The organism is Burkholderia sp. BDU5 (assembly GCF_001522845.1).
Lineage (GTDB): Bacteria > Pseudomonadota > Gammaproteobacteria > Burkholderiales > Burkholderiaceae > Burkholderia > Burkholderia mayonis.
Genome location: NZ_LOWC01000078.1, coordinates 11050 through 31393 on the forward strand (window position 1 = coordinate 11050; position 20344 = coordinate 31393).

Genomic DNA, 20344 nt, shown 5'->3' on the forward strand with positions numbered 1-20344 from the left:
GGCACACCGGCGCGAAATCAAGGACCGGATTCTTATAACGATAGTCCGAAACGCGGCTTGCTGCGCGGATGCTGGCGGTGTCGCAGGCGCGGGGCTTGACGCGGCGCGGCGGGTGGGCCGTGCGCCGCTGTCGCGTTGGCCTTCGAAGCGTAACGCCGGGCGCGTGCGCCGCGTGTGCGTTTGCCGCATGGAAGCGAGCGATGGGTGAAACGTAAGCTCGCGGGCGCGGGCGCGTCGTGGCGTGGCATGAAGTGACGTGACGCAGCGCAATGCAGCGCAGCGCGGTGCGGTGTAATTCAGCGTAGCGTAAAGACGGGGAGCGCCGAGCGTCGATCCCGGCCGGTTCGGTTCGGGATGAGTCGAACGGGCCGGATGTGAGCGCGGCGGTGAGGGACGGGCCGAGCAAGGTGTCGGCGGGCTGACCGCGAAAGCGCCGATGCCGGCGGGTCGTGCGCGACATGCGACATGGAAAGCGTCGTCGGCGAGCGTCATCGGCGCGCTGCGCGAGGATCGCCCGCCGCCGCATCGCTCATGCCGGACGAGGGCGCGCGATTGGAACCGATTCGATACGCCCGCCCGCGGCACGACTCGGACGGGCGGGCGCAGGACTCAACGCCGATCGTCGTCGATGTAGCCGCGGATCACGTCGACGAAACTCGCATCGCCCTTCAGGCCGAGCGCCTCGGCGCGCGACGTGTCCCACCGTCCCGGCCAGCTTCCGACGATCTTGACGACGCGCTCGTCCTCGGCGCGGCGGATCCGCTTCACCGCGTCGGCACCGGCGACTTCGCGCAGCGCGTCGATCATTTCGTCGACCGTCACCGAGATCCCCGGCAGATTGATCACGCGCCGGTTGCCGAGCTTCGCGCCGTCCAGCTCGCAGCCGGCGACGAGCGCCTCGATCGCGCGGCGCGGCGACAGCAGCCAGAGCCGCGTGTCGCCCGGCACCGGGCATACGGCTTCCTCGCCGTTCAGCGGCTCGCGGATGATCCCGCTCGCGAACGACGAAGCCGCCGCGTTCGGCCGGCCCGGCCGCACGCTGATCGTCGGCAGCCGCAGCACGCGGCCGTCGACGAAGCCGCGCCGCGCGTAGTCGGACAGCAGCAACTCGGCGATCGCCTTCTGCACGCCGTATGACGACTGCGGATCGAGCGCCGTGTCGTCCAGCACGACGTCGGGCAGCGCGCCGCCGTAGACCGCGACCGAGCTCGTGAACACGACGCGCGGCCGGTGTCCGCGCGCGCGGCACACGTCGAGCAGCAGGCGCGACGCATCGAGATTGATCCGCATCCCGAGATCGAAGTCGGCTTCCGCCTGGCCGCTGACGATCGCGGCGAGATGGAAGATCGCGTGCGTGTGCGCGTCGATCGCGCTGTCGAGCACGACGCGTTCGGCGATGTCGCCGACGATCGTCGTCACGCGCGGATCGCCGAAGTCGTTGCCCTTGACGACGTCGAGCAGCACGAGCGCGTCGATCCGTTCCGGCGCGCCGTTCGGGCCGGCCAGCTCGCCGCGCGCGAGCAGCTGTTTCGCGAGACGCTGGCCGAGGAAGCCGGCGCCGCCAGTGATCAGAACTTTCATCGAAGTGTGCCTCGTGAGAATGCGGGATTACAGGTAGGGCGCGAGCCAGCCGAGGCCCTCGGACGTGCCGGCCTTCGGCCGATACTCGCAGCCGATCCAGCCGTCGTAGCCGAGCGCGTCGATCAGCTCGAACAGATACGGATAGTTGATTTCGCCGATGTCCGGCTCGTGGCGCTCCGGCACGCCGGCGATCTGGATGTGGCCGATGCCCGCGATGTCGCGCTTGAGCTTCGTTGCGAGATCGCCTTCGACGATCTGGCAGTGATAGCAGTCGAACTGGACCTTCAGGTTCGGCGCGCCGACCTCGCGGCAGATCGCCTGCGCGTCGCCCTGGCGGTTCAGGAAGAAGCCCGGCATGTCGCGCGGATTGATCGGCTCGATGACGATCGTGACGTTTTCCGCGCGCGCCGCGTCGGCTGCGTGCGCGAGGTTGCGCAGATATGTGTCGCGATGCTTCGCGCGATCCTGCGTCGGCGCGATCAGGCCTGCCATCACGTGGATCTTGTCGTTGCCGATCACGCGCGCGTAGTCGAGCGCGGTGTCGATCGCGCGCCTGAACGCGTCCTCGCGGCCCGGCAGCGACGCGGTTCCGCGCTCGCCCGCCGCCCAGTCGCCGGGCGGCGCGTTGAAGAGCGCCTGCACGAGGCCGTGCGCGTCGAGGCGCGCTTTCAGCTCGGCGGCGGGGAAATCGTACGGGAACAGGTACTCGACCGCCTTGAAGCCGTCGCGTGCCGCGGCGGCGAAGCGATCGAGGAACGCGTGCTCGTTATACATCATCGTGAGGTTGGCGGCGAAGCGTGGCATGGCGTCGGTTCCAGGTCCGGAGGTTGAGTGGGCGGCGGGGCGGCGTATCGCAACGCGTGCGCCGCCCCGCCGACGATCGATTATCGGTTGACGAGCTTCGCCGGCGTGAGCCACACGGCGATCGAGCCGATCACGAGCATCGCGGCGAGCACGTACATGCCCGATGCGGTGCTGCTCGTCGCGTCCTTCAGATAGCCGATCAGATAGGGGCTCGCGAAGCCGGCGAGGTTGCCGATCGAATTGATGATCGCGATGCCGGCCGCGGCGCCGCTGCCCGCGAGGAACGCAGTCGGCAGCGACCAGAAGAGCGGGGCGCAGGTCAGCACGCCGCCGGCGGCGATCGACAGGAACAGGATCGACACGGCGGTATTGTGCGAGTACGACGCGGCGACCGCGAAGCCGACGGTGCCCATCAGCGCGGGCACGATCAGGTGCCAGCGGCGCTCGCGGCGCTTGTCGGCGCTGTGGCCGAACAGGTTCATCACGACGATGGCCACCGCGAACGGGATCGCGCTCAGGAGGCCGATCTGCAGCGTGTCGGTGATGCCCGTCGACTTGACGAGCGTCGGCATCCAGAACGTGAGTCCGTACTGGCCGGTGACGAACGTGAAGTAGATCAGCGACATCCACCACATCCGCGGATCGCGCAGCACCGTCGAAAGCGAGTGCGCGTGCTTGTTGCGCTCGTGCGGCTGCGCTTCGATCTCGTCGATCAGCAGCTTCTTCTCGCGCTCGGTCAGCCACTTCGCGCCGCGGATGCTGTTGTCGAGATAGAGGATCGTCGCGATGCCGATCGCGATCGCGGGCACCGCCTCGATCACGAACATCCATTGCCAGCCGTGGAAGCCGACGCCGCCGTGAAACCGTTCCATGATCCAGCCGGACAGCGGATTGCCGAAGATGCCCGACACCGGAATCGCCGACATGAACACCGCGATGATCTTCGCGCGGCGGTGCGTCGGGAACCAGTACGTGAGATACAGGATCACGCCCGGATAGAAGCCCGCTTCCGCGAGGCCGAGCAAAAAGCGCAGCGCGTAGAACTGCGTCGGCGTCTTCACGAACGCGAAGAGCGCGGACAGCAGGCCCCACGTGATCATGATCCGCGCGATCCAGATGCGTGCGCCGATCCGGTGCATCAGCATGTTGCTCGGCAGCTCGAACAGGAAGTAGCCGAGGAAGAAGATCCCCGCGCCGAGGCCGAACACGGTTTCGCTGAACGCGAGATCCTGCGACATCTGCAGCTTCGCGAACCCGACGTTGACGCGGTCGAGATACGCGACCACGTAGCAGAGCATCAGGAACGGCACGATGCGCCAGAACACTTTCTTGTAGGTCAGGTCGAGCTCGGCCTGTCCGGCCGTGTCGAGCGGCCGTGCCGCGGCTGCTGGGCTGGGAATCATTTCCGGTGTCTCCATGAGTTATCGACGCCGGCCGCGCGCGCGGCCGGTGCGTTTCGTTGTGTGCTGGCGGGTTGGCCCGCGCACACGGCGGGCGGGACTGCGTTACCAGCGCGCGCCGAACGCATCGCGCAGCTCGTTCAGCGCGGCGTCGTCGAGCGGCTCGGGTTTGGGATTCGTCATCAGCCACAGGCGCGCGGTCTCCTCGAGCTCTTCGAGCGCGTACGACGCGTGCGCGACCGACGGGCCCCAGACGACCGGGCCGAGCCGTTCGAGCAGCACGCCGCGCACGCGATCGGCGAGCGCCGCGACCTCGGCGGCGACGGCGGGATCGCCCGGACGGCGATAGCGAATGAGCGGAACGTGGCCGACCTTCATCACGTAGTACGGCGTGATCGGCGGCAGCACGTCGGCTTCGCTCCAGACGCCCGCGAGCGTGAGGGCGACGAGGTGCGTCGAATGCGTGTGGACGATCCCGCGCGCGTCGGCGTTGCGCGCGTAGATGCTGCGATGCAGCGCGAGCGTCTTCGACGGCTTGCCGCCGGACACGGCGTTGCCGTTCAGGTCGACCTTCGCGATGCCGGCCGGGTCGAGCCGGCCGAGGCACGCGTCGGTCGGCGTGATGAGCCAGCCGTCGTCGAGCTTCGCGCTGATGTTGCCCGCGCTGCCGAGCGCATGGCCGCGCGCATGGAGGCTCGCGCCGATCTCGCAGATCTGTTCGCGCAGTGTCGCTTCGGCGGTGCTCATGCCGCGCCCTCCAGCGCGCGCAGCGCCTTGTCGAAGAAATCGGTCGCGCCGAAGTTGCCGGATTTGAGCGCGAGACCGAGCGGCTCGGCGTCGAGCGTCCCGCGGGAGCTTCCTCCGGTCGTGGCGGTGGCGGGCACGCCGGGGTCGATCTGCTCGCCGATCCGCAGCAACTTCACGTCGAGCGCCTGCACGACCGCGCCGGACGTCTCGCCGCCTGCGACGACGAACTTGCGCACGCCGAGTGCGCGCAGCCCGCGCGCGATCGCGGCGAGCGTCGTTTCGACGAGATGGCCGGCGGCCTCGACGCCGAGCGCCTGCTGAACCTGCTTCACTTCGTCAGGCGCGGCGGTCGCGTAGATCAGCACCGGCTGCGGCAGATGCGCGCGTGCGAACGCGAGCGCCTGCTCGACGACGGGCTCGCCGCGCGCGGCCGCGAGCGGATCGATCCGGAACGCGGGGCGCTCGACGCGCCACGCGGCGACTTGCGCGTTGGTCGCCTTCGACGCGCTGCCGGCGAGCACCGCCGACGCGCCGTCGATCTTCGGCAGCGCGGCCGCGTCGCCGCGCTCGGGCAGCAGCTCGCCGAGCCGGAAGTTCGACGGCAGGCCGAGCGCGACGCCCGAGCCGCCCGTGATGAGGGGCAGGTCCGCGCACGCTTCGCCGAGCACGTACAGATCGTGGTCGGTCAGCGCGTCGGCGATCGCAAACCGCACGCCTTCGCGGCGCAGCGTGTCGATCGTCTCGCGCACGGCGGACGTGCCGAGCGCGATCACGTCGTAGCGGATCAGGCCGACCTTCGACGGCGTCTGCCGCTGTAACACGCGCACGAGGTTCGCATCCTTCATCGGCGTGAGCGGATGGTTCTCCATGCCCGATTCGTTCAGCAGCGCATCGCCGACGAACAGGTGGCCGCGATAGACAGTGCGGCCGTTCTCGGGGAACGCGGGGCACGCGATCGTGAACGCGTCTTCGCCGCCGAGCGCGTCGAGCAGCGCATCGGCGACGGGGCCGATGTTGCCCGCGTCGGTCGAATCGAACGTCGAGCAGTATTTGAAGAAGAACTGGCGGCAGCCCTGCGCGCGCAGCCATTCGAGCGCGGCGAGCGATTGCGCGACCGCGTCGGCGGCGGGGATCGTGCGCGACTTCAGCGCGACGACGATCGCATCGGCTTCGACCGACGCGCCGGCAGCCGGCACGCCGATCGTCTGCACGGTGCGCATGCCGTTCTTGACGAGCATGTTCGCGAGATCGGTCGCGCCGGTGAAATCGTCGGCGATGCAGCCGAGCAGGGGACGAGAGACTTGATCGGTGTTCATGGCGACAGAAACCTCCGGAGAATCAGGGGCGCGCCGGCAGCGTGATGCCGGGGAAGGTCTTGATGACGGCCGAGTCGTCCTCGCCGCCATGGCCCGCGCTCGACGCGCTCATGAACATCTGGTGCGCGGCCGCGGAAAGCGGCAGCGGGAATTTGCTGCGGCGCGCCGTGTCGAGCACGAGGCCGAGATCCTTCACGAAGATGTCGACCGCCGACAGCGGCGTGAAGTCGCCGTTCAGGATGTGCGGCACGCGGTTCTCGAACATCCACGAGTTGCCGGCGCTGTGCGTGATCACGTCGTAGAGCGCGTCGGGATCGACGCCTTCGCGCAGGCCGAGCGCCATCGCCTCGGCCGCCGCCGCGATGTGCACGCCCGCGAGCAACTGATTGATGATCTTCACCTTCGCGCCCGCGCCGTGCGCGTCGCCGAGCCGGTAGACCTTGCCCGCGATCGCGGCGAGCACGTCGTCGCACGCTTCGTACGCGGCGGCGGGACCCGACGTCATCATCGTCATCTCGCCCGACGCCGCGCGCGCCGCGCCGCCCGACACGGGCGCGTCGAGCATCAGCATGCCGGCCGCCGCGAGCCGCGCGCCGAGTTGCACGGCGAACTCCGGCGCGACCGTCGCGCTCGAGATCACGACGCCGCCGGGCTTCATCGCGGTCACCGCGCCGTGCTCGCCGAACAGCACCGCGTCCGTCTGCTCCGCGTTGACGACGAGCGTGATCACGACATCGCACCGCGCGCCGAGCTCGGCGGGCGTCGCACAGCGCGCGCCGCCTTCGGCGGCGAACGCGGCGAGCACGTTCTCGCGCACGTCGCACGCATGCACGCGAAAGCCCGCGCGCAACAGCGAACGGGCGACGCCCAGGCCCATCGCGCCCAGTCCGATGACTCCAACATTCCGTGACATGGTCAACCTTCTTCTCGATTCGTTCGGGATGCGATCCTCGCGCGGCGTGTGGCCGTTCGCGGACCGCGGATCAGCAAATGCCGGCTTCCGCGAGACGGCGGGCCGCGTTGTACATGTGCGCGCGGGCCGCGTTGCGGGCCGCAGACGGATCGTGCGCGCGGATCGCGTCGGCGATCGCCGCGTGCTCCTCGCGCACCTGCCGCGAGAAGTCCTCGCGGGTCGCCTCGTTGCGACGCGTGACCGTGACGCCCGCCTCGAGATACTGGTTCAGGAAGCTGAGGGTCTTCAGGAAGTACGGATTGCCCGTGACGCTCGCGATCGTCCGATGGAACGCGACGTCCTCCGCGACGCCATCGCGGCCTTCGGCGACCGCGTCGTCGATCTTCGCGAGTGCGGCGTCGATGTCTTCCATGTCCTCGTCGGTGCGGCAGAGCGCGGCTTCGGCGGCGACTTCGGCCTCGATCGCGCGGCGCACCGCGAGCAGATGCGGCAGCGAAGTCGCTTCGACGGCCTCCGCATAATCGATTCGCAGCGGCCGGATCGCCGCGTGCTGCGCGATGTAGACGCCGCTGCCCTGACGCGGCTCGACGACGCCTTCGTTCTTGAGACGCGAGATCGCCTCGCGGATCACGGTGCGGCTCACGCCGAACTCCTGCGCGAGCACGGCTTCGGTCGGCAGCTTGCCGGTGCCGGCGAAGCTGCCGATCTCGATCTGCTTCAGAAGCTGCTGGGCGACCGTGTCGCTCATCGCCCGGGTCGGGATTTTCTCGAACATCGCGCTTATTTTGTAAGGTGATGTGGTCATCATACAACTTTGATTTTGGGTGAGCATTCGGGATAACCCTCGGGAAGCGGGTTTTGGCGAAACGGCGCCGGGCTAGCAGAATAGAGACTGTCCGCCGTCCGGAACCCGCCGCCCGCTGGCGGATCGGCGCTTCCGGGCGCTCTACGGGAGGCCGACCGCATGACGCAGCCGATCAAGCTGGTCCTGTTCGATATGGAGGGCGTGCTGTCGATCTACGATCGCGCCGCGCGCACCGTGCGCCTTGCCGACCTGACGGGGCGGCCGCCCGACGTGGTGCGCCACGCGATCTGGGGCTCGGGCCTCGAGGCGCGCGCCGACGCGGGGCTCATCGGCGTCGACCAATATTTGACCGAGCTGGGCGAACTGCTCGGCGCGCCGGTGAGCCGCGACGATTGGCTGATCGCGCGCAGGGCGTCGATCACGCCAAACCTGGATGCGATCGCGCTTGCCGAGCGGGTCGCGCAACGCAGCCGGATTGCGGTGTTGACGAACAACTGCCGGCTCGTCACCGATTACATCGATTATCTGAATCCTCCTGTCGCGCGGGTCTTCGGGGCGGACGTCTATCCGTCGGCGACGTTCGGCGCGGCGAAGCCGGATGCGCGGGCTTATCTGGGATGCGTCGGGTGGCTCGGCGCGTCGGCGGACGAGACGCTCTTCATCGATGACGCCGATGCCAACGTCGAAGGCGCGGTGAACGCGGGGCTGCTGGGATGCAAGTTCGTGAGTACGGATGCGCTGGCGGAAGAGCTGGAGAAGCGGCAACTGGTTTAGATGTGCGGTGGTGGTCGGCGGGCGCGCGTGCTTGCGTGGCCCTGGGCGGCGTTTGTGCGTGTGCTTGCGCTGCGTTGAGTTGCGTCGGCTTGCGTTGGTTTGCGTTTTATGGCGCGGCTTGTCGAGCGCGATTGTTTCATTCAGATCAATCTTATCCCCATTCGAGCGAGATAAATCATGTCGAACAACCCTCCGGAATTGCTGAAAGCGGCCGATATCGATGCAATGGATGCGGTGCGCTCAGTTCATTCGCTGAACGAAAACGCGGTCCGTTTGAAGAAGCCGTTGAGCGACAAGACCGGAATCACGCAGTTCGGGTTTCTCATCATCACGATCATGCCGGGGCATGAATCGTCCGAGTATCACCGGCATCTTTACGAAGAGGAGTGCGTGTACGTCTTGTCCGGATATGGGGAGGCGACGATCGATGAACGGGTGTATCCGGTCGGGCCGGGGGATTTTCTGGGATTTGCACGATGCGGGCCCGCGCATGTGCTGAAGAATTCGGGGGACGTGCCGCTTGTGTTCATCGCCGCCGGGCAGCGGTTGGAGCATGATGTCTGTGATTATCCGCGGGTCGGGAAGCGGCTTTTTGTGGCGGGGGAAGTGGAGGGGTATGTCGAGTTGGAGGGTGGTGGGGCGGTGTGAAATGTCAGGAGGGCATCGCGCGGCAATGGGCTGGTTTTCGGACTTGACGGGTGTTCGTGTGCCTTTGCCGCATGAATGACGAATGACTGCTCTCCGGGTTCTCGAACATATGACCGCGGGGGTGTCAGAGTTTCCGTGTTCAAGGCGAGCGGGATGTCGCTTTCGGGGCGAATCCGGGCGCTGACCCCACGCGTAAAATGGAAAAATGCCTCATGGAGGGCAGCATGCGCTACGAGCTTTACTACTGGCCAGAAATCCAGGGCCGCGGCGAATTCGTGCGGCTGGCGCTCGAAGCGGCCGAAGCCGAATACGTGGATGTGGCGCGCGAATCGTCGCGAGGTGTGTCGGCGATGATGCGCCTGATGGAGAGCACATCGGCTGAATGCCTGCCGTTTGCGCCGCCGTTTCTCAAGGCCGGCGACCAGATCGTCGGACAGACCGCCAACATCCTGTTGTTCCTCGGCGCCCGGCATCGCCTCGCGCCGCGGGACGAGGCCGGGCGGCAGTGGGTGCACCAGTTGCAGTTGACGGTGTCCGATTTCGTCGTCGAGATCCACGACACCCATCATCCGATCGCGAGCGGCCTGTATTACGAGGATCAAAAGGCGGCAGCGGCGATGCGGGCGGAGGATTTCATCGAGCATCGCCTGCCCAAGTTCCTCGGCTATTTCGGCAAGGTGCTCGCCCACAACCCGCACAAGAGCGGTTACATGGCCGGCAGCGATCTGACCTACGCGGATCTGTCGATATTCCAGTTGATCGAGGGCCTGCGCTACGCGTTCCCGAACGCGATGGCCCGCATCGAACGAAAGCACGCCGGGCTGATCGAACTGCACCGCAGGGTGGCGGAGCATGCGCCGATCGCGCGCTATCTGGCGTCCGATCGGCGCATTCCGTTCAACGAAGAAGGGATATTCCGGCACTACGCCGAACTGGATCGATGAGCGATGCCGAAAAGGCCGCGCCTCGGCCGGCACGCTTCCTACGTTGATAATCCGCCCATTCCCGACTGGCCGGCGCGAGCCATCGCGAATCCCGCATCGCTGTTTCTCCCGCAATCCGATGCCGCCGATTCGGTCGCGATGGCGCGACACGCGATCGCGTGCATCGATACCTCACCGTGGCTTTCAACCAGCGCGATCCGCTTGAGTGGCCGGCCGCTGTCCGCCGGCACGAAACCTTGCTACCGGCGGCCCGCTGCGACCGGACCTTCAGTCGCCCTTGTCTTTGCTGCGCAACGCCCAGACGGTTGCCGTATTCGTGTTGTCGTCGACCGCCGCGAACTGTGGCTGCCCGCTGCTGCTCATGCCGAACGCGAGACCGAACGCAGCCCCCGGCACCGAATCGACCTGCATCTGTGCGATGAATCGTCCCTCCGGCGTGAACTCGACGATTTCGCTCGGTTGATTCGGATCGGGATTGACGGCATCGCCGTTCGATACGACCAGATGGCCGTTCGGCGCGAGCGCCAGTGCGAGCGGTCCGTGCAAATGCACGTTGTCGAAATAGATCATCCGTCCGACGCCGTTGTTGCGCGTCGTCGACGCGGCGCCGTGAATCGCGAACACCGCGTTGTCGCCCGTCGACGCGATGTACAGCACGTCGCGGGTCGAATCGTATGCCAAGCCCGTCGGGCCGACGACGAGCGCCGCGGGATCGGTTCGATGCAGATAACCCGACGCGATGACGAGCGAGCTCGGCATCACCATGACGCCGTTGTCGCCGATCGTCATGTCGAGCCGCGTCACCGTGCCGTTCAGCACGTTCGACACGAACGCGGTGATCCGTTGCCCCCGGTCGATCACCGCGAGATCCCACGGCCCGTCCAGCAGCGTGGGATTCGTCAGCGCCTTGATGAGCCTGCCTTGCGGATTGATGACGAGGAGCGAGCCGGTTGACGCGATCGTCGAGCCGTCCGTCGTCGGCAGGTTGCCGACGAGCACGAAGCCGCTCCTCACCACCGCGAGCGCGGTAGTGAGGCCCAGGTTGCTGCCCTGGAAGAAGGTCACCGGATCGGCGTTGGGAACGAGTTTCACGATCGTCGTGCCGGTGCCTTGCAGATTCGATTTGTTGTTGAAGTTCGAGACGACGACGTCGCCCGGCTTCAGCGTGCTCCACGACGGCACGCCGCTCGGCACGAAGGCGATGCCGTATGGATTGACGTCGCCGTTCGCGGGGACGGTCGATGTCGTCATCGAAGACGGCGGGAGAATCGTTTCGTTGCCGCCCGCCCATGCGAGAGCGGACGATAGCGCGACGATGCCGGCCCCGCATGCGGCATTGCGCAGGCCGCGTGCGACGGCGCGATACGCGCGCGCGAACGTCGGCGGGCCTGCGATGCGGGAGGGCGGGTCGGGGGAGGAAACATGACGCAGAGCTTTCATGGCGTGACTCCATTTTTCGAGACGTGGAGAGATCAGCCCGATTGCCTGACAGCGCAATTGACGGGAGCAACGACTGCCTGCGGCGAAACGCCGCGCGCATGGTCGCTCGGCATAAACGAACAGCGCCTCTTTCTTATTCCATCCCGATGTGCCAATCGATGCGTGCGTGCAGTCGCTGCGCCGCTGCTTCGCGGCCGGAGAAGCCGCGCATCTGGTCGACGCGTTCGCCGAAGGGCGCCGCCCGCTTGCGTCGACCGCACGCGGTATTATCCGTTGCGCCGAGCCCGGCTATCATTTGATTCGCCCGCCGGTTTTCCGGCTGGTTCACGAGCCGATTTCAACACAAGAGCAGCACGTAGCGACGTCACCTATGAACTCCACTCCCGACGCTTTCCAACGCCCGGCCATTCGCGCGCTGACGCCCCTCGAGGCGCGCGTGCTCGGCGTATTGATCGAGAAGCAGCACACGGTTCCGGACACGTATCCGTTGTCGCTCAATGCATTGACGGCCGGATGCAACCAGAAAACCGCTCGATCGCCGGTGATGAGCGTCACGGAAGCCGAGGTGCTCACGGCCATCGACGGCTTGAAGCGTCTCAGTCTGGCGTCGGAAGGAAGCAGCAGCCGCGTGCCGCGCTTCGAGCACAACATGAATCGCGTGCTCGGCATTCCGAGCCAGGCGGCCGCGTTGCTGACGATGCTGCTGTTGCGCGGCCCGCAGACGGGCGCGGAGCTGCGCCTGAACAGCGCGCGCTTGCATGGCTTCGCCGACATCTCGTCGGTCGAGGCGTTCCTGGACGAACTCGCGGCGCGCACGCCGCGGCTCGTGGTGAAGCTGCACCGCGCGCCGGGCGAGCGGGAAAGCCGGTGGATGCATCTGTTGTGCGGCGACGTGATTCCGGATGAGGTGCCCGAGCGCGGCGCTCACGACGATGCGGTTCCGCCGTCGGAGTTCGAAGCGCTGAAAGCCGAGCAGAAGCAATTGGCGGCGGAGCTGGCCCGTCTCAGGGCGTTCGTCGAGCACATGGCCGCCGAACTGGGCATCGACGCCGACAAGTTCACGCGCGAGTCGTAAGCGGCGAAGGGCGCGGCGAGGGCCGCCGCGCGCGATGATCCGTCTCGCCGCGGTCCGGCGGCGAGACGGCCGGCGAGCCTGAATGTCTCGACACGCATCCGTCGCTTCCGAACGCCGCAGGACGCTTCAATTCGCCCGCCGCGCCGACGCGTCGTGACGATCGACGTCAAGCCAAACGCCAAACGCCAAACGCCAGGCGTCAGGCGTCACTGGCATTCAAGACGCACCGCGCGCCGCTTCCGATACTGGGGGCCTCATCCCAAGGAGGCGCTATGCTGCAAGGTTATTCCACCCCCCTGACACCGGCCGGACGCTCGTCCCTTGCGCCTCGGCCGCCTTGGCACTATGCGGGCGAATGTCTCGCGATCGAATTCGAGGCGGACGCCGAGGCCGTCGCGGCCTACCTGCCCGACGGCCTCGCGCCCGCGAGCGGCGAGCGCGCCGGCCGTTGCGCGATCTATTTTTGCGACTGGCAGTTCGCCACCGACGAAGGTTTCGAATACCTCGACCCGGTCGTGAGTCAGTACAAGGAAACCATCCTGTTGATGGCTTGCGAGCGTGACGGCGAGTGCGTGTCGTACTGTCCGTACATCTGGGTCGATCAGGATCTCGCGATGATGCGTGGCCTGATTCAGGGCTGGCCCAAGCAATTCGGGCGCACAGGGATGACGCGCAGCTACGGCGCGCGCTCGCCGGCGTCGCCGGCCCTGTCTGCGGGCGGGCGTTTCGGCGCGACGCTCACGTTTCGCGATCGTCGCGTCGCGGACGCGCGGATCACGCTGCAGGGGCAAAGCCACCGGCTGCCCGATCCGGGTTTCGCGTCGACCTTCAACGTGCGCCACTTCCCGCGCCTGAGCGCCGGCCGGCACGATCAGCCTTCCGTTCACGAACTCGCGCGATTGCGCGCCCGCAACGTGTCGATCGAAAATCCGATGGTGGGCGACGCGTCGCTGACCTTCTTCGATCATCCCGGCCTCGAGCTTGCCGCTTTCCGGCCCTTGACCGTCGGACGGGGCTTTCGCATGACGGTCTCGCTGACCGTGGACGACGTTCACGTGGCCGACGACTACACGAGGCCGGCGCGATGAGCCGGCTGCAAAATGCGATGATCTCGCTCGCGCGCAACGCGGTCGTCTCGCGCATCATGCGCGCCGCCGCCGCGCGGAGCGCGCTCGCGACGCGTTTCGTCGGCGGCGCGAATGCCGACGCGGCGGTCGCGACGGCCGCGCGCCTGTTCGACCGGCACGGCATCCGTGCGTCGCTGTTTTACCTGGGCGAATACGTGGTCGAGCGCTCGGCGATCGAGATCAACGTGAGCGAGGCGCTCGCCGCGATCGATGCGCTCGCAAGCGCGGGGCTCGACGTGCACGTATCGATCGATCCGACCGCGATCGGCTTCATGGAAAGCGATGCGTACGGCGCCGCGAACGCGCGACGGATCGCGCGGCGCGCCGCGCGGCATGCGGCGCGGCCCGGCGGCAGAAATCTGGTCATGCTCGACATGGAGGATCTGTCGATCCTCGACCGGACCTGCGAACTCCATCGGTTGCTGTGCGCGGACGGCCTACCAGTCGCCGTCACACTGCAGGGACGCCGCCTGCGCACGTACGACGATTTGACGCGCCTCGTCAGGCAGCCCACGGCGGTACGGCTCGTGAAGGGCGCGTTCCCCGAGTCCGCGTCGCACGATCATCGAGGGAGCGAGGCCATCGACCGGGGCTATGACGACGCGGCGCGCCTGATGCTGTCGCGCGACGCGCGCGACGCCGGGTTCTATCCGATTTTCGGCACGCACGACGACAGGCTCGCGTCGCGGATCATCGAATGCGCGGCGCGCGGTGGCTGGGCGCCGGAACAATTCGAGTTCGAGATGCTGTACGGCGTGCGAACCGACTGGCAGCTTAAACTACGCCGGATGGGCTACCAGGTGCGTGTCTATTTGCCGTTCGGAAACGATTGGTGGCCCTACGCGGTTCGCCGGGTCGGCGAGAATCCGCGCAATGCGTGGCTGCTGGTCCGCTCGCTTGCCGACGGCGGCTACGGCATCGATTAACCGGCTTGGTGGGGAGTGGTCGTGAGAATTTCGAGTTTCACCTGGTATTGCGGAACGGAACTGCCGGGCGAAGTCATGGCCGCCGCGCTCGAGGATTACCATTTCGAGCCGCATTTTCACGACGTCTGGTCGGTCGGCGCGATCGCGGAAGGGCATTGCACGTTCGTCTGCCGAGGCGTCCGCCACGTCGCCCGGCAGGGCGACCTCGTCGTCATCCCGCCGCGCGCCGTGCATACCGGCGGAACGTCCGACGGTCTGCTCGTGTACGGCATGGCGTACATCCAGACGAATTGGTTCGATGCTCACGCGGCGGTGTCTTGCGGGGGCCCCGTGCGGTTTGCCGACGTCGTGATTTCCGACGCGTCGTCATGCCGTCGATGGGCGGCCGTGCTGACGCGCGATGGACTCACGGATGCCGAGCGCAAGGCCGATCTGTCCGCCGCGCTGTTCGATCTGCTGATGGCGCACGGTGTGGCCGAATGCGCACCGACGCCCGTCGCGGCCGATGCCGACGCGTGCGCCGAGTTGCAGGCGTCGATGAGCCGCCAGGATCTGCCGAAAGCCGACGTGGATGCACTCGCCCGACGCTGGGGCATGCATCGGACCACGTTGAGCAAGCAGTTCGCGCGGCGCTATGGGCTGCCGCCCGACGCGTGGCTGCGCAATTGGCGCGTCGCGAAGGCAAAGGCCCTGATGAGGGACGGCATGTCGCTCGCGGAAGTCGCGGCCGCAACGGGTTTTGCGGATCAGGCGCACCTTACGCGCGTGTTCAAGCGCATTCATGGGGCGCCGCCGGGCGCGTTGCGAAAATCGGCGGTGGGGCCGGGCGGCGACTGACGTCCGGTCGAGCGGCCGTGCGAATCTATCCGCTGGTTTCCTCGCTCGAACGAGAGCAGGGCGACCGGTGGGCCGAAGCCGTGCACCCGCACCCGCACTCGCACTTGCCTGCACGCGCATTTGCCTCGCACTTGCAATTGCGATCGACCGGCCCTATGACGCGTGCCAGTGCCGGCGCGTGACGCGCACGTCGCCGCTGCGAAGCTGGGCAGCGTGCAGCATCGGACCGTCGGCCGATTGGCTGAGCGCGGCGGCACAAGGGGCCGCACAAGGGGCGGAACAGGAGGCGTCGACGAACGCATGGCGTGGAAACCGTATCGATTGGCCTTTATACCGCAGTTGCGCCACACAGGACGATCTACAGTGGGCTTCTTCACCACCCCTCTGGCGTTCACGATGAAAGCAGAAGCAATCCTTCCCGATCACGTCGACCGGATCGAAATCGGCGGCGTGTCGGCTCGCAAAGGGACCGTTGCAGCGTTCCTTGCCAACGCGCGCGTCTGGACCGACGCGCGCGCATCGACGGAAGCGCGCGCGGAGGCCGAGCGCGACATGCTCGACGCGCTGCCGTCGCTGCGTGCGCTCGGGTTCTTCGACATGCTGGAAATTCGGGATGCGCGGCTCAGGGCGTTCGTCGACGCGCATTGAGCGGCGTGCGGGGAACTGACGCGCCTGCGCGCGGCGGTGCTTGCCGGGCGCTCGGCGCCGCACGACGGCGCCGCTGACCGCCGCGCGCTCAGGCGGCGCCCACGCCGTCCCGACGCGTATCCGCATCGGCATCCGCATCGGCATCCGCATCGGCACCCGCACCCGCACCCGAATCCGAATCCGCATCCGCATCCGCATCCGCATCCGCATCCGTACCCGCATCCGTACCCGCATCGACGTCCGCATCCACATTGTCGAGCGCGCACGCCATTGCCGACGCGTCCCCGTCGCCGCCCGCGCCGCCTTTCTCCCGGTATGCCGCGGGCGGCGCGCCGAACTGCTTGCGGAATTCGCGCCCGAGGTGCGACGCATCGGCGAACCCGCAGCTCGACGCGATGTCGGCGACGGTCCGGTCCGAGCTCGTCAGCAGCCACGCGGCGGTGCGCAGCCGCACCTGCTTCGCGAACGCCTGCGGGCTCTTGCCCGTCTCCGCCTTGAAGAGCCGCTCGAGCTGGCGCGTCGACAGATCGAGCTTGCACGCGAGCTCGTCGAGCGGCAGCGCGCGCCCGACGTGCTGTTCCATCAGCAGAATCGCGCGCTTGACCTTCGGATGCGTCGCCGGCTCCAGGCCGGGCGGATGCGGCTGCGGCGCGTTGCCTTTCTGCATCTCGCCGACGAGCAGGATCCGCAGCGCCTTCTGCACGGTCGCGTGATCGAAGTGGCGCAACAGGATCGCCGCGGCGACGTCGATCGACGCGCGCCCGCCCGAGCAGGTGATCCGCCGCCGGTCGATCACGAACAGGCGATCGGCGATCAGGAGATCCGGATCGACACTCGGAAAGCGTTCGATGAAGTCCCAATAATGGAACCAGCTGACGCAGACGCGGTGCCCGTCGAGCACGCCCGCGCGCATCAGCGCGAACGCGCCTGTGCAGATCCCGACGAGGTTCGCGTCCGCCGCTGCCGCGCGGCGGACGAACTGCAGCGTCTCCGGCCCCGCTTGCGGCCCCGAATGCAGCAGCCCGCCCACGACGACGACGTAGTCGAACGCGTCGGCATCGGCATCGTCGAACGTCCGCCACGGCGTCACCTGGATTCCGCAGCTCGCGCGCACGGGCGCGAGCGTGTCGCCGATCACGGTCCACGAGCAGCGCACCGGCTTGCTGTAGTCGCCGTCGTCGGCGGACAGCCGCAGCATGTCGGCGAACCCCGAGAACGCGGTCAGCGTGAAGTTCGGCAGCAGCACGATTCCGAAGCGCAGGCGCGGCTGCGAGGAATCGGCGGCGAGGGGGGAAGCGGATACGTCGGCGGTCATGGCTGCAATCGTCGGTTGGCCGGGCTCGGCCCGGCGTGTCTCCAGTCTGCGGGGCGCCCGAAGGCCGGCCGCCGCGCAGTCTGTACTGCGAGCGTCGCCGATCGGGCTGCGCGGGACTTGTGTTTTTTCGCCGCGAATCATCGCCGAAACGCATGAAGCGCCCGTCGCGCGCGGCGGTTGGCGGCGGCGTCCCACGCCAATGCCGTTTTTGTTCTATCGGCGGATTTTACGCTTTGATGTACTGACGTCCAATGTCAACCAAGCTTCGCTACGCAAGGGCAGCCAGATGAACGTCAGCGTTTTCGATCTGTTCAAGATCGGCATCGGGCCGTCGAGCTCGCACACGGTGGGGCCGATGATCGCCGCGCGCCGGTTCGCGTCGCATGTCGAGGATGCGAACCTGCTCGGCTTCGTGCGCCGCGTGCGGGTCGAGCTGTACGGCTCGCTCGGCGCGACGGGCAAGGGCCACGGCACCGACAAGGCGGTGCTGCTCGGTCTCGAAGGCCATCTGCCGGATCTGATCGATCCGGATCTGATCGAGCCCCGGCTGAAGGCGATCCGCGCCGAGAAGTCGCTTTCGGTGCTCGGCAAGCGCGGCATCCGCTTTGACGAGAAGGACGATCTCGGCTTCTACCGGAAGCTGATGGGGGGCACGAGCATCGTCCATCCAAACGGGATGCGCTTCCAGGCGTTCGACGAGCACGGCCAGTTGCTCGTCGAGAAGGAGTATTACTCGGTCGGCGGCGGCTTCGTCGTCAATCGCGATGGCGATCGCGTGAACGGCGTGCGCGCGGCGGCCGAGGTGCCGCATCCGTTCCGCACCGGCGACGACCTGATGCGTGCGTGCCGCGACAGCGGCCTGTCGATCGCCGGGCTCACGTTCCGCAACGAATGCGCGCTGCGCCCGGCCGAAGAGGTGCGCGCGGGCCTGCTCGCGATCTGGCGGACGATGGCCGCCTGCGTCGAGCGCGGCTGCAAGGTCGACGGCGAGCTGCCGGGCCCGATGCGCGTGAAGCGCCGCGCGGCCGAGCTCAATGCGCGGTTGCGTAACCGCTCGGAGGAGTCGCTGCGCGATCCGCTGTCGATGCTCGACTGGGTGAACCTGTACGCGATGGCGGTCAATGAGGAGAACGCGGCGGGCGGGCGCGTCGTCACCGCGCCGACGAACGGCGCGGCGGGCGTGATTCCGGCCATCCTCCATTACTACGTGAAGTTCGTGCCCGGCTCGAACGAGCAGGGGATCGTCGATTTCCTGCTGACGGCCGCCGCGATCGGGATCATCTACAAGGAAACCGCGTCGATCTCCGGCGCGGAAGTCGGCTGTCAGGGCGAGGTCGGCGTCGCGTGCTCGATGGCCGCGGCCGCGCTCGCGGCGGTGATGGGCGGCACGCCCGGCCAGGTCGAGAACGCAGCCGAGATCGGCATGGAGCACAACCTCGGGATGACGTGCGATCCCGTCGGCGGCCTCGTGCAGATTCCGTGCATCGAGCGCAACGCGATGGGCGCGATCAAGGCGCTCAACGCGTCGCGGATCGCGTTGAAGGGCGACGGCCAGCACTACGTGTCGCTCGATTCCGTCATCAAGACGATGCGCGAAACGGGCGCCGACATGAAGACGAAATACAAGGAAACGTCGCGCGGCGGACTCGCCGTGAACGTCATCGAATGCTAACGAAGGGTCCATCAACATGAGCCGCTACTCGATATTCAGCCTGTTCCGCAACGGCCTGTCGTATCACGAGCACTGGGAAAAGCAGTGGAAGAGCCCGGAGCCGAAGCGCGAGTACGACGTCGTGATCGTCGGCGGCGGCGGGCACGGCCTCGCGACCGCGTATTACCTCGCGAAGGAGCACGGCGTGACGAACGTCGCGGTGCTCGAGAAGGGCTGGATCGGCGGCGGCAACACCGCGCGCAACACGACGATCGTCCGCTCGAACTACCTGTGGGACGAATCCGCCGCGCTCTACGAAAAGGCGATGAAGCTGTGGGAAGGCCTGTCTCAGGACCTGAACTACAACGTGATGTTCAGCCAGCGCGGCGTGATGAACCTTGCGCATACGCTGCAGGACGTGCGCGACACCGAGCGGCGCGTGAACGCGAACCGCCTGAACGGCGTCGACGCCGAGTTCCTGACGCCTGCGCAGATCAAGGAGATCGAGCCGACGATCAACCTGAACAGCCGCTACCCGGTGCTGGGCGCGTCGATTCAGCGGCGCGGCGGCGTCGCGCGCCACGATGCGGTGGCCTGGGGCTTCGCGCGCGGCGCGGACCGCGCGGGCGTGGACATCATCCAGAACTGCCAGGTGACGGGCATTCGCCGCGAAGGCGGGGCGGTGGTCGGCGTCGACACGGTGAAGGGCTTCATCAAGGCGAAGAAGGTCGCGGTCGCCGCCGCGGGCAACACGACGACGCTCGCCGACATGGCGGGCGTGCGGCTGCCGCTCGAAAGCCATCCGCTGCAGGCGCTCGTGTCGGAGCCGATCAAGCCCGTCGTCAACACGGTCGTGATGTCGAACGCGGTGCACGCGTACATCAGCCAGTCCGACAAGGGCGACCTCGTGATCGGCGCGGGCATCGATCAGTACACGGGCTTCGGCCAGCGCGGCAGCTTCCAGATCATCGAAGGCACGCTCGAGGCGATCGTCGAGATGTTCCCGGTGTTCTCGCGCGTGCGGATGAACCGCCAGTGGGGCGGGATCGTCGACGTGTCGCCGGACGCGTGCCCGATCATCAGCAAGACTGACGTGAAGGGCCTGTATTTCAACTGCGGCTGGGGCACGGGCGGTTTCAAGGCGACGCCGGGCTCGGGCTGGGTGTTCGCGCACACGATCGCGCGCGACGAGCCGCATCCGCTCAATGCGCCGTTCGCGCTCGAGCGCTTCTACAGCGGTCATCTGATCGACGAGCACGGCGCGGCCGCCGTCGCGCACTGACCGAACCACCACGCACTGACGTGCATGGGACCAGAGTAAAGCGCTAACGCGCTAACGCTGGTCGACCGCAAAGCATGGGACCAGAGTAAGCGCTAAAGCGCTAACTCTGGT

Annotated in this window: 20 protein-coding genes; 10 read left to right on the forward strand and 10 right to left on the reverse strand. The window is 67.3% G+C overall.

All coding sequences use genetic code 11. The features are described 5' to 3' along the window. Nucleotides 1-609: 609 nt before the first annotated feature. The 7 genes from denD to WS69_RS13790 all read right to left on the reverse strand — a co-directional run bounded on the left by denD (nucleotide 610) and on the right by WS69_RS13790 (nucleotide 7536). Entirely contained in the window at nucleotides 610-1581 is a 972-nt protein-coding gene (gene denD, locus WS69_RS13760; RefSeq protein WP_059471311.1) for a D-erythronate dehydrogenase, read from the reverse strand. Nucleotides 1582-1608: 27 nt separating this feature from the next. Next, nucleotides 1609-2385 carry a 2-oxo-tetronate isomerase gene (gene otnI, locus WS69_RS13765; RefSeq protein ID WP_059471312.1) on the reverse strand — a complete coding sequence of 259 codons (777 nt, stop codon included), beginning with the start codon at nucleotides 2383-2385 and terminating at the stop codon, nucleotides 1609-1611. 80 nt (nucleotides 2386-2465) lie between these two features. Beyond that, on the reverse strand, nucleotides 2466-3788 hold the full coding sequence (locus tag WS69_RS13770; RefSeq protein ID WP_059471313.1) for an MFS transporter: 1323 nt from the start codon (nucleotides 3786-3788) through the stop codon (nucleotides 2466-2468). A 102-nt stretch (nucleotides 3789-3890) separates the two neighbouring features. Then, complete coding sequence (gene otnC, locus WS69_RS13775) at nucleotides 3891-4532, reverse strand: 3-oxo-tetronate 4-phosphate decarboxylase (protein WP_059471314.1); 642 nt, start codon at nucleotides 4530-4532, stop codon at nucleotides 3891-3893. Further along, a complete protein-coding gene (gene otnK / locus WS69_RS13780) occupies nucleotides 4529-5848 on the reverse strand; it encodes a 3-oxo-tetronate kinase (RefSeq protein WP_059471315.1) in 1320 nt (439 codons plus the stop codon). Before otnK ends, otnC begins: the two co-directional genes overlap by 4 nt. A 22-nt stretch (nucleotides 5849-5870) precedes the next feature. Beyond that, nucleotides 5871-6791, reverse strand: a complete 921-nt coding sequence (gene ltnD / locus WS69_RS13785) for an L-threonate dehydrogenase (RefSeq protein ID WP_331457980.1) — start codon at nucleotides 6789-6791, stop codon at nucleotides 5871-5873. 40 nt (nucleotides 6792-6831) lie between these two features. Continuing rightward, the gene (locus WS69_RS13790) at nucleotides 6832-7536 is read right to left on the reverse strand and encodes a FadR/GntR family transcriptional regulator (RefSeq protein ID WP_059471317.1); all 705 of its coding nucleotides are present in this window, start codon (nucleotides 7534-7536) and stop codon (nucleotides 6832-6834) included. 189 nt (nucleotides 7537-7725) lie between these two features. Between WS69_RS13790 and WS69_RS13795 the strand changes: the two genes are divergently transcribed. From WS69_RS13795 to WS69_RS13805, 3 genes are all read left to right on the forward strand, one after another. Beyond that, complete coding sequence (locus WS69_RS13795) at nucleotides 7726-8340, forward strand: HAD-IA family hydrolase (RefSeq protein WP_059471318.1); 615 nt, start codon at nucleotides 7726-7728, stop codon at nucleotides 8338-8340. Nucleotides 8341-8517: 177 nt separating this feature from the next. Continuing rightward, complete coding sequence (locus WS69_RS13800) at nucleotides 8518-8988, forward strand: cupin domain-containing protein (protein ID WP_059471319.1); 471 nt, start codon at nucleotides 8518-8520, stop codon at nucleotides 8986-8988. Nucleotides 8989-9212: 224 nt separating this feature from the next. Next, complete coding sequence (locus WS69_RS13805) at nucleotides 9213-9932, forward strand: glutathione S-transferase (protein WP_059471347.1); 720 nt, start codon at nucleotides 9213-9215, stop codon at nucleotides 9930-9932. A gap of 267 nt (nucleotides 9933-10199) precedes the next feature. Here WS69_RS13805 and WS69_RS13810 read toward each other — a convergent pair whose 3' ends face one another. Both WS69_RS13810 and WS69_RS33300 read right to left on the reverse strand, forming a co-directional pair. Beyond that, the gene (locus WS69_RS13810) at nucleotides 10200-11372 is read right to left on the reverse strand and encodes a hypothetical protein (protein WP_082716188.1); all 1173 of its coding nucleotides are present in this window, start codon (nucleotides 11370-11372) and stop codon (nucleotides 10200-10202) included. A gap of 133 nt (nucleotides 11373-11505) precedes the next feature. Further along, complete coding sequence (locus WS69_RS33300) at nucleotides 11506-11700, reverse strand: hypothetical protein (RefSeq protein ID WP_156438122.1); 195 nt, start codon at nucleotides 11698-11700, stop codon at nucleotides 11506-11508. A gap of 42 nt (nucleotides 11701-11742) precedes the next feature. On the opposite strand from WS69_RS33300, the gene WS69_RS13815 reads away from it, so the two are divergent. From WS69_RS13815 to WS69_RS13835, 5 genes are all read left to right on the forward strand, one after another. Then, nucleotides 11743-12447: a YceH family protein gene (locus WS69_RS13815; protein WP_059471320.1), complete on the forward strand. Its 705-nt coding sequence runs from the start codon at nucleotides 11743-11745 to the stop codon at nucleotides 12445-12447. A gap of 272 nt (nucleotides 12448-12719) precedes the next feature. After that, entirely contained in the window at nucleotides 12720-13535 is an 816-nt protein-coding gene (locus WS69_RS13820; protein ID WP_059471321.1) for an acetoacetate decarboxylase family protein, read from the forward strand. Further along, nucleotides 13532-14500: a proline dehydrogenase family protein gene (locus WS69_RS13825; RefSeq protein WP_059471322.1), complete on the forward strand. Its 969-nt coding sequence runs from the start codon at nucleotides 13532-13534 to the stop codon at nucleotides 14498-14500. The genes WS69_RS13820 and WS69_RS13825 overlap by 4 nt, the downstream gene beginning before the upstream one ends. Nucleotides 14501-14521: 21 nt before the next feature. Beyond that, nucleotides 14522-15337, forward strand: coding sequence for a helix-turn-helix domain-containing protein (locus WS69_RS13830; protein ID WP_059471349.1), 816 nt, complete (start codon nucleotides 14522-14524; stop codon nucleotides 15335-15337). 396 nt (nucleotides 15338-15733) lie between these two features. After that, nucleotides 15734-15985, forward strand: a complete 252-nt coding sequence (locus WS69_RS13835; RefSeq protein ID WP_059471323.1) for a hypothetical protein — start codon at nucleotides 15734-15736, stop codon at nucleotides 15983-15985. An 88-nt stretch (nucleotides 15986-16073) separates the two neighbouring features. Here WS69_RS13835 and WS69_RS13840 read toward each other — a convergent pair whose 3' ends face one another. After that, nucleotides 16074-17300: a GlxA family transcriptional regulator gene (locus WS69_RS13840; RefSeq protein ID WP_059471324.1), complete on the reverse strand. Its 1227-nt coding sequence runs from the start codon at nucleotides 17298-17300 to the stop codon at nucleotides 16074-16076. Nucleotides 17301-17586: 286 nt separating this feature from the next. On the opposite strand from WS69_RS13840, the gene WS69_RS13845 reads away from it, so the two are divergent. Further along, entirely contained in the window at nucleotides 17587-18972 is a 1386-nt protein-coding gene (locus WS69_RS13845) for an L-serine ammonia-lyase (protein ID WP_059471325.1), read from the forward strand. A 16-nt stretch (nucleotides 18973-18988) separates the two neighbouring features. After that, complete coding sequence (locus WS69_RS13850) at nucleotides 18989-20233, forward strand: sarcosine oxidase subunit beta family protein (protein ID WP_059471326.1); 1245 nt, start codon at nucleotides 18989-18991, stop codon at nucleotides 20231-20233. The last annotated feature ends 111 nt before the right edge of the window (nucleotides 20234-20344 follow it).